Origin of the sequence: Streptomyces sp. NPDC002490, assembly GCF_040296045.1 — a bacterium.
Taxonomy (GTDB): domain Bacteria; phylum Actinomycetota; class Actinomycetes; order Streptomycetales; family Streptomycetaceae; genus Streptomyces.
The window spans coordinates 40,258-53,335 of the sequence record NZ_JBEOWM010000002.1 but is presented as its reverse complement, the minus strand read 5'-3'; the positions used below and the strand labels follow the sequence as shown (position 1 = coordinate 53,335).

Sequence of the window (13,078 nt, the reverse complement as noted above, 5' to 3'; positions counted from 1 at the left end):
GACGCGGGTCAGCGGACGGGCGAGGCGGCGTGCCCCGGGGGCTCGGGGAAGTGCCGGGGGTCCTCCCACAGCAGGCTCAGGTCCCGGGCCCAGTGGGCGGAGCGGTCGGCGCAGAGGTACGCGTCCCTGCGCAGCGCGCGCACCCGGTGCGGGATCTCCTCGGGGGGCAGGTCGGCCAGGTGCGTGCGGAGCCGGTCGAGGAACTCCCCGCCGGGACACGGCTCCCCGGTCCCGTGGCCGCCGGCGCAGCCGGTGCGCGGCCACAGCATCACCGGGACCGAGCCGTTCAGCCCGGCGGTGAACAGCCGCCTCATCCGGGGCGAGGTGGGCGGTGCGGTGAACGCCATGACGTGGCCCTCGTCGAACAGCCGCACCGTCAACCTGCCCTGGTCCTCGGTGCTGCCGCACTCCACCCGCACCAGGTCGGCGGGGACCGGCCCGTCCCGGGCCGCGCGTTCGTCCAGCAGCCGCCACTTGCGCAGCAGCGCGTGTTGCAGGGAGCCCTGTCGCCGCCGTTCCCGGTCCATCACGACCACCGGGTACAGACAGCCGAGCGGGCTGGGGTCGTCGGGGCCGCGCGGCCACTGCGCGACCGGTTCGTTCAGGGAGCCGCGCGGCAGGACGAAGGCGATCAGCACGCGTGCCTCGTGGGGGAGTTCGTGGAAGGCCGCGTCGACGAGTTCGGTGACGTACCGGGGCAGCGCCCGTTTGTCGAGGGTGCGGGAACCGAGGAGCCTGCGGTGCCCGTTGCGGTAGGTCGACACCTCGGCGAGGAACCGCCGTCCGCCGGAGCCGCTGCGTTCGAGTTCCACCACGATCGGGGTCCAGTCGGACACCGGACGGGCCGGCGCCACCGGGGCGTCGGGGAACCCGGCCCACCGGCGCAGGGCGTACCGCAGGGCCGGTTCGGCGACGAAGTCGGCGAGGCGGCCGGCGAACCGGGCCGGCGCCGCCGGGTCCGCCACCTCGAACAGCAGGTACCACAGGACCTGCCACAGCGACCGGAATCCGCCCGGCGGCAGCGGCGGCCCGGTCACCGGGTCCACCGACTCGGTGTAGAGCCGGTCCGGGACGCACTCCGCCCCGGACCGTTCCGCCTCGGCCACCAGCCGCCGCAGTCCGGCCCGGTCCGGGCCGGTCAGCCCCGGGGTGGGGATCAGGTCCGCGAGCGGCGGCCAGTGGCGGGCGAGCACCGCGGCCGGCAGCATCCGCGCGCCGCGCGCCCCGGACCCGCCGTCCGCCGAGGTGACCATGCCGACCGCGCGCCCGCCGCCCGCGAGGACGACGGCGGCCCCGCTGAACCCGGGGGAGACCGGCCGGCCGTGCCCGCTCCACGCCTCCAACTGCACCCACTCGTCCCGGATGCGCTGGGCGGCGGCGACCCGGTACTCCGCGAGGGCGCCCTCGTCGTAGTGCACCGGGAAGCCGTACAGCAGCAGCCGGGGCGGCGGCTCCTCGTAGCCCTCCTCGGGCGCGGCGAACTCGACCGGGGCCAGCGGCACCTCGTGCGGCAACTCCAGCACCGCCAGGTCCCCGGGGTCCAGGTCGCCGCCGCCCCACCCGCTGTCACTGACGGTCCGGGCGGTGATCGGCCCCAGCCCAGCGGCCTGCGGGAAGGTCACCGTCACCGGGGCCTCGGCCCGCTCCCGCACCACGTGGGCACAGGTCAGCACGGTGCGCGCGGTGACCAGGAACCCGGCGCCGACCTCCCGCCCGCAATCCACCCGGGCGTGCCAGGCGGCCGTGGGCCGGGTCGCGGTGGAGGCGCCCGGACCGGACCGCGGCAGCGGCGCGCCCACGGTCAGGTCCCGGGTCCCGCGGCCGGCCCGGCGGCGGGACCGTCCGGCGCCGCGGCCCCGGTGTCCCGGGGCGCCCAGGACAGCCGGACGAGCAGGTGCCCCTCGGCCCCGCCCCTGACGATCACGGCACCCGTCTCGGCGGTCAGCTTCACCCCGAACTCGATCTCCACGGAGTCCGGGGCGAGGCTCCCGTCCCGGAACACCCGCAGCGCCGCCGAGGCGGCCGCCCCGGCCCCCGCCAGGGACGCCTCGAAGGTGCGGGCGACCTGTTCCGGCCCCCGGTCGCCCCGGCCCACCGGCCGGGCACCGGTCCCGCCCCGCGGGTCCACCGAGACCAGGACGCGTGCGCCCTCCTCGGTCCTGAACTCCACCAACTCGTCCATGCAACCCCCGTGGTGCCGCTGTCCGTTCACGTGCCGTGCCGCGGTCCGATTCTTCACGACGGCCCGCACCGCTGTCAGCGGAAACCGGGGGAACGACCGGCGCACCGGCGCGTGGCTGACTTGCGGAATTGCAAAGTTTTGCAACTCGCTCCATCATGGGAGGCCGTCGCGCCCTCCCGTGGGGGCACGGCGGCCGTGCGCACGGGACGACGGCACCGGCCGCCCCGTCCGACGGGGCCGCGAGGGGGAACGAGGGAGGGGAACGCGACGATGCCCGTACCGCTGTACCAGGCCAAGGCGGAGTTCTTCCGGATGCTGGGGCACCCCGTGCGCATCCGGGTCCTGGAACTGCTCCAGGACGGCCCGAAGGCGGTGCGCGACCTGCTCGCCGACATCGCCGTCGAGCCGGCCGCGCTCTCCCAACAGCTCGCGGTGCTGCGCCGCTCCGGCATCGTCACCTCCACCCGCGAGGGCTCCACCGTGGTCTACGAACTCTCCGGCGGGGACGTGGCAGAACTGATGCGCGCGGCCCGCCGCATCCTCACCGTGATGCTCGCCGGACAGCACGAACTCCTCGTCGAGCTGCGCCAGGCCGAGGTGTCCGGCCCGTGACCGGCTCCCTCGCCCGCGCCACGGCCCGGCTGCGCGCCCTGCTGCCCGGCCGCACCGACCTGACCTCGATGCGGCGGGCCCCCCGCCGGGACCTGCTGGCCGGGCTGACCGTGGCCGTCGTCGCCCTGCCGCTCGCCCTCGGCTTCGGGGTCTCCTCCGGTCTCGGCGCCGAGGCCGGACTCGCCACGGCCGTGGTCGCGGGGGCCCTGGCCGCCCTCTTCGGCGGCTCCCGCCTCCAGGTCACCGGGCCGACCGGGGCGATGACCGTGGTCCTGGTGCCCATCGTCGCCGAGCACGGCACCGGGGGCGTGCTGACGGTCGGCGTGCTCGCCGGCGTGTTGCTGCTGGGCCTGGCCGCGGCCCGCGCCGGCCGTTGGATGGCCTACGTGCCGGCGCCGGTGGTCGAGGGCTTCACCCTGGGCATCGCCCTGGTGATCGGCCTCCAACAGGTGCCGGGCGCGCTGGGCGTGCCGGTGCCGGAGGGCGACGGGGTCCTGGTCGTGGCCTGGCACGCGCTGCGCGCGTTCGTCAGCGAGCCCGCCCCGGCCGCCGTCGCCCTCGCCCTCGCGGTGGCCGCGCTGATGCTGCTCGGGGCGAGGCTGCGGCCCGCCGTCCCGTTCTCGATCGTGGCGGTGGTCGCCGCCACCGCGGTGGCCCACCTCGGCCACCTGGACGTCGCCACCATCGGCGCGCTCCCGGCGGGCCTGCCCGCCCCCTCCCTCGGCTTCCTCGACCCGGCGGACGTCCCCGGGCTGCTCGCCCCCGCCGTCGCGGTCGCCGCCCTGGCCGCCCTGGAGTCCCTGCTCTCCGCGCAGGTCGCCGACGGGATGACCACCGGGCCCCGGCACGACCCGGACCGCGAGCTCTTCGGGCAGGGCCTCGCCAACCTGGCCGCCCCGCTGTTCGGCGGCGTCCCCGCGACCGGCGCCATCGCCCGGACCGCGGTCAACGTCCGCTCCGGCGCCGTCTCCCGGCTGGCCGCCCTCACCCACGCCGCGGTCCTCGCGGTGATCGTGTTCGCCGCGGCCCCGCTCGTCTCCCGCATCCCGTTGGCGGCGCTCGCCGGCGTGCTGCTCGCCACCGCCGTCCGCATGGTCGAGGTCGGCGCCTTGCGCGCGATGGCCCGCGCCACCCGCTCGGACGCGGTGGTCCTGGTGCTCACCGCCGTCGCCACCGTGGTCCTGGACCTGGTGTACGCGGTGGTCATCGGCCTGTTGGTGGCGGGCGCCCTGGCCCTGCGCGCGGTCGCCACCCAGACCCGGCTGGACCGGCTCGACCTCCCCCCGGCCCCGGACGGCGCCGGCCGCCTCGGCGAGGACCTCGTCACCTACCGCATAGACGGCCCGGTGTTCTTCGCCGGTGCCCACCGCGTCCTGCGCGAACTGTCCGCGGTGGACGACGCCCGGGTGGTGATCCTGCGGCTGTCCCGGGTCACCGCGCTCGACGCGACCGGCGCCCTGGCGCTCAAGGACGCCGTGGCGGAACTGGAGCGGCGGGGCGTCGTGGTGCTGGCCTCCGGCATACGCCCCGGCCAGCGCAAGGCCCTGGACTCGGTGGGCCTGCTGGACGCGCTGCGCCGATCGGGGCGGGAGTACGCCACCGCGCCGGAGGCCGTCGCCGGGGCCCGGGCCCACCTGGAACGCGTCGGAGCGCCCGGCTCCGGGCAGCCCGCCGAGCGGGCCGCGCGGTGAGGCCCGCCGACGCCCCGCTCCCGCTGCGGCACGTGCTGACCCTGCCCACCGAGGGGGCCGCGGTGCGACTGGCCCGGGAGACCGCGGAGCTGGTCCTGGCGGAGTGGGGCGTACCGCGCCACCACCCGAGCGTGGGCCCCGCCCTGCTGATCCTGTCGGAACTGGTCACCAACAGCGTCCGGCACGCAGCCGCGCTGTCGGAAACGGTCACCGTCGTCTACACGGCCGGTCGGGGCACCTTCGCCTTCGCCGTGGGCGACCGGCATCCGTACCAGCCGTCCCTGTACGGCACGCACGCCACCGGTCAGGGCACGGGTCTCGCCACCGTCGTCGAACTCACCCTGTCCCTGGGCGGTACCGCGGTCGTCCGCGGCGACCGCGACGGCCGCGGCAAGAGCATCTGGATCACCCTGCCCCTGTGAGCCGCCGAGAGCCGGACGGCTCCCGGAACCTCCGTAACCTCAGGAAGTACGACATGACGATCGAGTGGCGCTACACCACCCGGCCCGGCCTCGGGGTGCTGTCCCTGGCCGGCTACCTCGGCACCGAGGCCATCGGCCGGTTCACCGGGGCGATCGGCTGGGTGCGGGCCCGCGGCAGCGGACCCGTGATCCTGGACCTGACCCAGCTGCGCGGCTGGTCCGCCGACGGGCAGCTCGCGGTCTCCGAGGCCGCCCGGCGGCTGGCCGCCGAGGGCCGGCCCCTGCACCTGGCCGCCATCCCCGCGGACGGGTCCCTCGTCCCCGCGGACGGCCACCCCGCCACCACCGTCCACGGCGACCTGGCCAGCGCGCTCGCCGCCCACGGCGCCACCGGGACCGCGCAGCGGCAGTGGCGCAGCGACGCATGGCCCGCGACCCCCGGACCCCGGACCCGCTGACACGTGCCGGCGGCCTCCCCCGGACACCACCGCACCACCGCAGCGCACAACGACGAACAACGACGAGCACCAAGGAACGGAACATGAACGACATCGTGGTCAAGGACAGCAACGGCACCCCGCTCTCGGACGGCGACTCCGTCACCCTGATCAAGAACCTCAAGGTCAAGGGAACCTCGGAGACCCTCAAGCGCGGCACCCTGGTCAAGAACATCCGCCTCACCTCCCGACCGGGCGAGGTCGAGTGCAACACCAAGAAGGTCAAGGGCCTCGTCCTCAAGACGGAGTTCCTCAAGAAGGCGTGACCCCCGCCGGTGGGCGGGGCCGGTGGAGGCGGCCCTCCCCGGCCCCCGCCCGCCGTCAGCCGCCCTGCGGCAGCGCCCGCTTCAGGACCTTGCCCATGTCGTTGCGCGGCAGCGCCGGGAGGTAGCGCACCACCCGGGGGCGCTTGTGCGGGGCCAGCCACCCGGACACGTGGTCCGCCAACTCCCGCTCCGCGGGCGGCGCGGCCGGGTCGACGGCGACCACCCAGGCGACGATCCGCTCCCCGAGGTCCGCGTCGGGCTCCCCGGTGACCGCGGCCTCCCGCACCCCCGGGTGCTCCAGCAGCGCGTTCTCGATCTCACCGGCACCGATCTTGTAGCCGCCGCTCTTGATCAGGTCGGTCGCCCGGCGGCCCACGATCCGCACGCAGCCGTCCCCGTCCAGCACCGCCATGTCCCCGGTGCGGAACCAGCCCCCCTCGGCGAACGCCCCGGCCGTCGCGTCCGGCCGGTTCAGGTACCCGCTGAACAGGGTCGCCCCCCGCACCTGCACCTCCCCGACCGCCTCCGGACCGTGCGCGGTCAGCTCGGCCCCCGACTCGTCCACCAGCCGCACCCCCACCCCGGCCAGCGGCGGCCCCACGGTCCCGGTCCGCGGCTCCCCGTCCGCCCGCACCGCGGTGGTGATCAACGTCTCGGTCATGCCGTACCGCTCCACCACCCGCCGACCGGTCGCGGCCGCGATCCGCTCGTGGTCCCGCAGCGGCAGCGCCGCCGAGCCGGACACCAGCAGCCGCGCCCCCGCCAGGGCCCGCACCAGCTCCGGGGCGTCCGGCAGCGCCTGCGCCAGCCGGTGGTACATCGTCGGCACCCCGAACAGCACGGTGCCGCCCGCCGTCAGCTCCCGGGCCACCCCCTCGACGCCGAACCGGCCCAGGTGGCGCAGCTCGCCGCCGAGCCGCAGCGGACCCAGCACGCCCAGCACCAGACCGTGCACGTGGAACAGCGGCAAGCCGTGCACCAGGACGTCGTCCGCCGTCCACGCCCAGGCGTCGGCCAGGCCGTCCAGCGTCGCGGCGATCGCCCGGCGCGGCAGCACCGCGCCCTTGGGCGCCCCGGTGGTGCCGGAGGTGTAGATCACCAGCGCCGGCGCCTCCGGGTCCGCGGGCACCGGACGGGCGGTGGCGTCCGCCGCGGCCGGCGGCGCCACCTCGACCTCGCAGCGCGGCACGTCCCGCAGCGCCGCGGGCAGCTCGACGCCCGGGGCCACCAGCACCCGGCGCGGCGCACTGTCGGCGAGGACGTGGGCCAACTCCTTCTCCCCGGAGCTGGGGTTCAACGGCACCACCGGGACCCCCGCGAGCAGCGCCCCCACCACGCCGACCGCGGTCTCCAGCGAGGGCGTCGCCCACACCGCGATCCGCTCGTCCCCGGCGATCCGCTCCCCGACCCGCGCCGCGGCCCGGGCCAGCTCGCCGTAGGTCAGTCCCTGCGCGCCAAAGGACAGCGCGGGGCGCCTCGCACGGTCGGGGTCCGCCAACGGCGGGAACAGGTCGGTCACGGTCGTTCCTCCTCCACTCGGGCACGCCCGGATCGGTACGGCTCGCGGGTCCGGGCGGGGCGCCTGCGTGCGCCCCGCCCCCAGCCTGCCCCCTCGGCGGCGGCGCACGACCACCGGGACCCACGAGCTACCCCGGGCCGCTGGTGCTCCGCTGCAACAGCCCGTGGGTGAACTCCGCGGTGCACGGCCGGGGCGCGCCGGTCGCGTCCGGAGCGGTGAAGGCGAGGCCCCAGCGGGTGGGGGCGGTGCCCTGGAGCGGCCGGGCCGGGGCGAAGGCCCGGGCCACCTCGTCCACCGTGCAGGACCACGGCACCAGGTCCTCGGCCGTCCGCAGGGCGGGGGCCGGCGCCCCGGGCGCCCGGACCAGCCAGGCGTTCCACACCGCGCCGCCGGGCCCGGCCAGCACCTCGAACCGCAGCCCGGGCCAGAGCGGCAAGGGCCAGGTCAACGCCTCGCACCGCACGTCCCCCAGGAGCCGGGCGGCCCGACCCTCCGGCACGCCGAGCACCGACCGGTAGCGGCCGACCGACTCCCGGCCGCGCGGTGCACGCACCAGCGCCTGCCAACGCCGGTTGGCCTCCCGCATGTCGGCGGCCGACACCCCCAGCTCCCGTCGGGCGTCGGCCACCAGCTCCGGCTGGTGGTCGGCCATGCGGCGCAGCAGCACGAGCTGGAGGTCCAGCGGACCCAGGGGCGCGGAGGGCAACGAGGGGGAACGGGGCACGCCCCCATCGTGCCGCACGCCCGCCGCCCCCGCCCCGGGCCGTGACATGTCGACGCCCCCGTCACAGTCCGCCACGCCCGACGGCACCGGCCGGAGCTGCGGGTAGGGTTCCCGGCATGCGCGATCTCGGGGTGGGTTTCCGGTACATGATGAGTGGGCAGCGCTGGGTCGCCGCCCACGGCAAGGCGTTCGGGTTCGGCCTGATCCCGGGGCTGGTCACGCTCGTCCTCTACCTCGGGGCGCTGGTGGCCCTCCTGATGTGGGGCGGTGACCTCGTCGGGTGGGCGACCCCGTTCGCCGACGACTGGTCCTCGCCCTGGCTCGGCCTCTTCCGCGGCTTCCTCACGGTGCTGCTGTTCGCGCTCGCGCTGCTGCTGGCCGTCATCACCTTCACCGCCGTCACCCTGCTCCTCGGGCAACCCTTCTACGAGGAACTCTCCGCCCAGGTCGACCGGGACGTCTCGCCCGACGGCACCGCGCCCGAGTCCGGGTTGCCGCTCTGGAAGGACCTGTGGATCTCCGGTCGGGACAGCCTGCGCATCCTGGTCCGGGCCACCCTCTGGAGCCTGTTGCTCTTCGTCCTCGGCTTCGTTCCGTTCCTCGGCCAGACCGTGGTGCCGGTGATCGGGTTCGTCGTCACCGGCTTCTTCCTCACCGAGGAGTTGACCTCGGTGGCGCTCCAGCGCCGCGGGGTCGAACTGCGCGACCGGCTGCGGCTGTTGCGGGCCCGCCGCCGGCTGGTCTGGGGCTTCGGCACCCCGCTGGCCGTCGCCTTCCTGGTGCCCTTCGTGGCGGTCTTCCTGATGCCCGGCGCGGTCGCCGGCGCCACCCTGATGGCCCGCGACCTGATGGGCGAGGAACTCGCCACCGGGCCGGCCCCCGCCCCCGCCCCGGCCACGACCGAGGCGTGACCACGCCCCGCCGGCCCCGGTGCGGACGGATCCCGTCCGCACCGGGGCCGGCGGTGGGTCAACGGGCGGCGGACACCGCCACCGAGAGCACGGCGCGCACCTGGTCGACGATGTCCTGCCGGTTGCGCTGGAACTCCGGATCGGTGACCGTCCCGGTCGCCGGGTCGGTGTTGCCCGCGCCGAACCGCAGCACCGGGGTGTGCAGGTGCCCCGCCGGAAGCGACGCCGGACCGAACCGGTCCCGCAGCAGGGTCGCCCGGTAGGCGATCTCGTTCGACAGGTAGTCCCCGCCACCGCCGGCCCGTGCCGTGGAGCCGGACGTCGGCCCGTCCACCCGGTCGACGGGGGCGGTGGCCCCCGCCGGTACCTCCGTCACGCCCCGGTTGTCCCGCACCGGGAACCGCCCCGTGGACGCCGCGACGATCGCCGCCGCCGGCAGGGTGCTGGACGTCCACTGCGGGCCCGGGCCCTCCGCGACCGGCACCTGTTCCCGCTGCGAGAGGTTCTCGTTGTCCGGGAACCCGCCGCGCCAGGCTCCGTTGGTCCGCTCCACGTCGAAGCGGTCCGGCCGGCCCTGGCTCACCGTCGTCAGCAGGTCCACCCGGTCGAGGTGGGGCCGCAAGGTCCGTTCCACCTCGCCGTCGGTGAAGTCCTGCCACCGCACCGGGAACACCGCCGTCTCGATCCGGGCCAACCCGCGCGGGGTGCGGACCACCGTGCCGTCCAGGGCGAGGGCCGCGGCGCCCGAGGGGTTGCCGATCCGCACGTCCCGGTCGAGGGTGAACGGGTCGAAGCCGGTCATCAGGATGCGCAAGGGCTCCCCGCGCTCCGGACGCGCGGAACGGTCGAAGCGGATGGCGTCCTGCCCCCGGGAGGTGGTCTCCAAGGCATCCGACAGCCGTGCCCGACCCCGCTCGTCCACCGTGAAGTCGGGCTCCCAGAGCCGTAGTTCACGAGCCATCGCCAGCCGGGCCCAGTACAGCGGACGGTCGTCGCCCCGGCTCAGGTCCCCACGCAGCGGCCCTCGGCCCTGCGCCCGGTCCACGGCCCGCTCCCACAGGCGCGCCCCGTGCCGCTCCACCACCCGGCGCGCCTGCCGGTGGGACTCCGTGCGCGCCAGGGCCCGGGCGAAGGAGGGCGCCACCGCGTCGAACCCGGACCGCCGCAGGATCTCCTGCGGCGCCGCCCGCCCGAGGCGCTGCTCCTCCACCGAGGGCGGGGCGGCGGGCGCCGCCTCGGCGAGGGCGGGCGCGGGGGCGAGGGCGAGCGCCAGTGCGGTGGCCAGGGCGAGCGCACCGGTGAGTACCGGAGCCGGAACGGGCATGGGGGAACCTCCGTTGCCTGTGGGGTGGAGGCAGTATCCCGGGAACCGCGCGGTCCCCGCCAGGGGCGTCGGCGCCCGGGGCCGGCCGGCGCTACCGGGACTATGTGCAGTGCACTGGGCTTCAGCCTGGTGGTGAAGCGAGTCTGAGGACTGCTCTGGCCTGGGCTGTGTGCATGGATCCGCGCTGTTGACCTCGGCCCGGGGTTAGAGCGGCTGGTTTTGCTGCTCGATGTACTGCTTCACGGTGCTGAGCGGGGCGCCGTCGACGGAACCGGCGAAGTACGAGCCGGACCACAGGCGCTGTGCCCGCCAGTAGTGGTGGACCAGGTCGGGGAACTCCTTGCGGAGCCTGCGCGAGGACACGCCCTTGAGGGAGTTCACCAGCTTGGACACGGCGACCTTCGGCGGGAAGTTCACGAGCAGGTGGACGTGGTTGGCCCCGCCGTTGAAATCCACCAGCTCGGCCTCGAAGTCCTCGCACACCGCCCGCATGATCTCCTCGCACCTCGTCAGGTGTCGATCGGCGAAGACCTCATGCCGGTACTTCGTCACGAAAACCAAGTGGACATGCATGCGGAAGACACAGTGACGGCCAGCACGAACGTTCTCATCAATGCCCATAAACCAATTGGGTACCATGATCCGAGTGCAGCTTCGGTACAGCTTCCGCCTGTACCCGAGTGCCAGTCAGCGCAGCGCATTGGCGAGGGCGTTCGGGTGTGTGCGGGTGGTCTACAACGACGCCCTCCGCGCTCGGGAGACCGCCCGCAGCGAAGGCATGCCGTTCCCGAAGACCGGGGACCTGTCGAAGCGGCTCATCACCGAGGCGAAGAACACCCCGGAGCGGGCGTGGCTCGGCGAGGTCTCGGCGGTGATCCTCCAGCAGTCCCTTCGCGACCTGGACACCGCGTACCGGAACTTCTTCGACGGCCTGAAGGGCAAGCGCCCCCGCATGGGCGCACCCCGGTACAAGTCCAGGCGGGACAACCGGCAGTCGATCCGCTTCACCGCCAACGCGGCGTGGCGGATCACTCCGGGCGGGAAGCTGCGCCTGCCGAAGATCGGCGACCTGCCGGTGAAGTGGTCCCGCTCCCTGCCGTCCGCCCCGACCACCGTGACCGTGGTCAAGGACGCGGCCGGCCGGTACTTCGCGAGCTTCGTCGTCGAGACCGGCCCGGAGGAAGTCCTCCCCGAGACCACACCCGAGGTGGGCATCGATCTCGGGCTCGGGCACTTCGCCGTCCTCTCCGACGGCACGAAAGTCGACAGCCCGCGCTTCCTGCGCCGCGCCGAGAAGCGCCTGAAGAAAGCCCAGCGCACCCTCTTCCGCAAGGAGAAGGGCTCCAGCAACCGGAACAAGGCACGGATCAAGGTCGCCCGCGCACACGCGAAGGTGGCCGACGCGCGCCGCGAGTTCCACCACCAGCTCTCCACGAGGCTGATCCGCGAGAACCAAGCGATCGCCGTGGAGGACCTGGCGGTGAAGGGACTCGCCCGCACGCGCCTGGCCAAGTCCGTGCACGACGCCGGATGGTCGGCGTTCGTCGGAATGCTGGAGTACAAGGCCGCACGGTACGGGCGCACCTTCGTGAAGATCGGCCGGTTCGAGCCGACGTCCCAGGTGTGCTCACGGTGCGGCGTCAAGGACGGCCCCAAGCCGCTGAACGTCCGCGTATGGACGTGCGGGGCGTGCGGGGCCGTCCTGGACCGGGACGTGAACGCGGCGGTCAACGTCGCCAAGGCGGCCGGACTGGCCGTGTCAGCCTGTGGAGCGCAGGTAAGACCGGGACTCCTCCCGGCACGGCGCAGCGAAACAGGAACCCACCCGACACCACAGCCTTCAACGGCGCGGTAGGCGGGAACCGCCGTCCTTCAGGACGGCGAGGACGTCAATCCGTGGTCACCGCGCGGTAGGCCAGCTCCGCCAGTCGAGACTGCCCCTCCTTGCTCGGGTGGAACCAGTCCCACTCGCTCAGCTGGTCCTTCTGGAACCGGAAGTCGAACACGGCCCCGTCGTCGTGCCGGCACCGCAGGTCCTCGGCGCAGACCTCCCTGAGCACCCGGTTGTACGCCACGACCCGTTCCTGCACGGCGGTCCGCCGGGCGACGGCCTTCCCGTCGACCGCGTCCGCGTCCTTCAACATGGAGGGGCAGACGCCCAACTTCCACACCTGGCTGCCCAGCGGGTGGTCCCGTCCGGTGGACCACAGCCGCTTCAGGTCCGGCACGCTCGCCACGAACACCTGGGTCTTCGGCGACTGCCGCCGCAGCGTCCGCATGGCCTGTTCGAAGTCGGCCCGGAAGTCCGCCACCGGGGTCATCGCGCGCACTGAGGAGCGGCAGGCGTCGTTCGCCCCGGCCAGCACCGTCACCAACTCGGGTCGGTGCGCCCCGGCCCGGTGCATCTGTTCCGGCAGGTCCACCATCCGGGCGCCGGTCCTGGCGTAGTTCCAACTGCGTTCGGTGGCGCCGGTCGGCCCGAGCAGCCGGTCGGCGAGGCTGCGCACCTCCCGGTCGGTGCCGGTCGCCCAGGAGGCTTCCGGACAGTCCGTCAGCACCGAGCAGGCGTCGAAGCCGCGGGTGATGGAGTCGCCCACGGCCGCCAGTGACTGCGGACTGGTGTCCCAGACCCGTTTCGGCCGCGGAGCGGGGCTCTCGCCCCGCTCCGCGGCGCCCGCCGCGGTGTCGTCCCCGCCGACGGCCTCGCACCCGCTCAGCGCCACGACCGCGGCCAGCGCGGCGGCCCCGGTCGCCACGGCGGTCCGTGCACGTCGACCGGTCGGCTCCGAACGGTGTGTGCGGCTACGCATTCCGGCTCCCCTCTGTCGCCTTCCACGACGTCCCTGCGCCCCCGGAGGTTGAGCCCGGGCCTGTCGCGCCGGGCGGGACCCGGGCCGGCCGGCGCCGCGCCCGCGTTCCGCGAGGGCGTC

The 13,078-nt window shown here is 75.0% G+C and carries 14 protein-coding genes; 7 read left to right on the top strand and 7 right to left on the bottom strand.

The window, feature by feature from the left end; translation table 11 throughout:
- Window positions 1–8: 8 nt before the first annotated feature.
- Window positions 9–1,799, bottom strand: a complete 1,791-nt coding sequence (locus tag ABT092_RS01515; RefSeq protein ID WP_351238533.1) for a VMAP-C domain-containing protein — start codon at window positions 1,797–1,799, stop codon at window positions 9–11.
- A gap of 2 nt (window positions 1,800–1,801) precedes the next feature.
- Window positions 1,802–2,182 carry a CU044_2847 family protein gene (locus ABT092_RS01510; protein ID WP_351238531.1) on the bottom strand — a complete coding sequence of 127 codons (381 nt, stop codon included), beginning with the start codon at window positions 2,180–2,182 and terminating at the stop codon, window positions 1,802–1,804.
- 270 nt (window positions 2,183–2,452) lie between these two features.
- On the opposite strand from ABT092_RS01510, the gene ABT092_RS01505 reads away from it, so the two are divergent.
- The 5 genes from ABT092_RS01505 to ABT092_RS01485 all read left to right on the top strand — a co-directional run bounded on the left by ABT092_RS01505 (window position 2,453) and on the right by ABT092_RS01485 (window position 5,670).
- On the top strand, window positions 2,453–2,794 hold the full coding sequence (locus ABT092_RS01505) for an ArsR/SmtB family transcription factor (protein WP_351238529.1): 342 nt from the start codon (window positions 2,453–2,455) through the stop codon (window positions 2,792–2,794).
- Between the two features lie 68 nt (window positions 2,795–2,862).
- Window positions 2,863–4,485, top strand: a complete 1,623-nt coding sequence (locus tag ABT092_RS01500; RefSeq protein ID WP_351238803.1) for a SulP family inorganic anion transporter — start codon at window positions 2,863–2,865, stop codon at window positions 4,483–4,485.
- Complete coding sequence (locus ABT092_RS01495) at window positions 4,482–4,907, top strand: ATP-binding protein (protein WP_351238527.1); 426 nt, start codon at window positions 4,482–4,484, stop codon at window positions 4,905–4,907. The genes ABT092_RS01500 and ABT092_RS01495 overlap by 4 nt, the downstream gene beginning before the upstream one ends.
- A 53-nt stretch (window positions 4,908–4,960) precedes the next feature.
- The gene (locus ABT092_RS01490; protein WP_351238525.1) at window positions 4,961–5,365 is read left to right on the top strand and encodes an STAS domain-containing protein; all 405 of its coding nucleotides are present in this window, start codon (window positions 4,961–4,963) and stop codon (window positions 5,363–5,365) included.
- An 83-nt stretch (window positions 5,366–5,448) separates the two neighbouring features.
- Complete coding sequence (locus ABT092_RS01485; protein WP_351238523.1) at window positions 5,449–5,670, top strand: alkylphosphonate utilization protein; 222 nt, start codon at window positions 5,449–5,451, stop codon at window positions 5,668–5,670.
- Window positions 5,671–5,725: 55 nt separating this feature from the next.
- Here ABT092_RS01485 and ABT092_RS01480 read toward each other — a convergent pair whose 3' ends face one another.
- Both ABT092_RS01480 and ABT092_RS01475 read right to left on the bottom strand, forming a co-directional pair.
- Window positions 5,726–7,189, bottom strand: a complete 1,464-nt coding sequence (locus ABT092_RS01480; RefSeq protein WP_351238521.1) for an acyl-CoA synthetase — start codon at window positions 7,187–7,189, stop codon at window positions 5,726–5,728.
- Between the two features lie 127 nt (window positions 7,190–7,316).
- Window positions 7,317–7,961 carry a hypothetical protein gene (locus ABT092_RS01475; protein ID WP_502968369.1) on the bottom strand — a complete coding sequence of 215 codons (645 nt, stop codon included), beginning with the start codon at window positions 7,959–7,961 and terminating at the stop codon, window positions 7,317–7,319.
- A gap of 68 nt (window positions 7,962–8,029) precedes the next feature.
- Here ABT092_RS01475 and ABT092_RS01470 point away from each other — a divergent pair, with 68 nt between their 5' ends.
- Complete coding sequence (locus tag ABT092_RS01470; protein WP_351238517.1) at window positions 8,030–8,824, top strand: EI24 domain-containing protein; 795 nt, start codon at window positions 8,030–8,032, stop codon at window positions 8,822–8,824.
- 58 nt (window positions 8,825–8,882) lie between these two features.
- Here ABT092_RS01470 and ABT092_RS01465 read toward each other — a convergent pair whose 3' ends face one another.
- Window positions 8,883–10,148, bottom strand: coding sequence for a pyroglutamyl-peptidase I (locus ABT092_RS01465; protein ID WP_351238515.1), 1,266 nt, complete (start codon window positions 10,146–10,148; stop codon window positions 8,883–8,885).
- Between the two features lie 204 nt (window positions 10,149–10,352).
- Window positions 10,353–10,769, bottom strand: coding sequence for an IS200/IS605 family transposase (tnpA, locus tag ABT092_RS01460; protein WP_351238513.1), 417 nt, complete (start codon window positions 10,767–10,769; stop codon window positions 10,353–10,355).
- Window positions 10,770–10,794: 25 nt separating this feature from the next.
- Here tnpA and ABT092_RS01455 point away from each other — a divergent pair, with 25 nt between their 5' ends.
- Window positions 10,795–12,003 (top strand): RNA-guided endonuclease InsQ/TnpB family protein, encoded by a 1,209-nt coding sequence (locus ABT092_RS01455; protein ID WP_351238511.1) that lies wholly within the window; start codon window positions 10,795–10,797, stop codon window positions 12,001–12,003.
- Window positions 12,004–12,037: 34 nt separating this feature from the next.
- Here the strand turns inward: ABT092_RS01455 and ABT092_RS01450 are convergent, their stop codons facing one another.
- Window positions 12,038–12,958: an SGNH/GDSL hydrolase family protein gene (locus ABT092_RS01450; protein WP_351238509.1), complete on the bottom strand. Its 921-nt coding sequence runs from the start codon at window positions 12,956–12,958 to the stop codon at window positions 12,038–12,040.
- Window positions 12,959–13,078 lie beyond the last annotated feature (120 nt).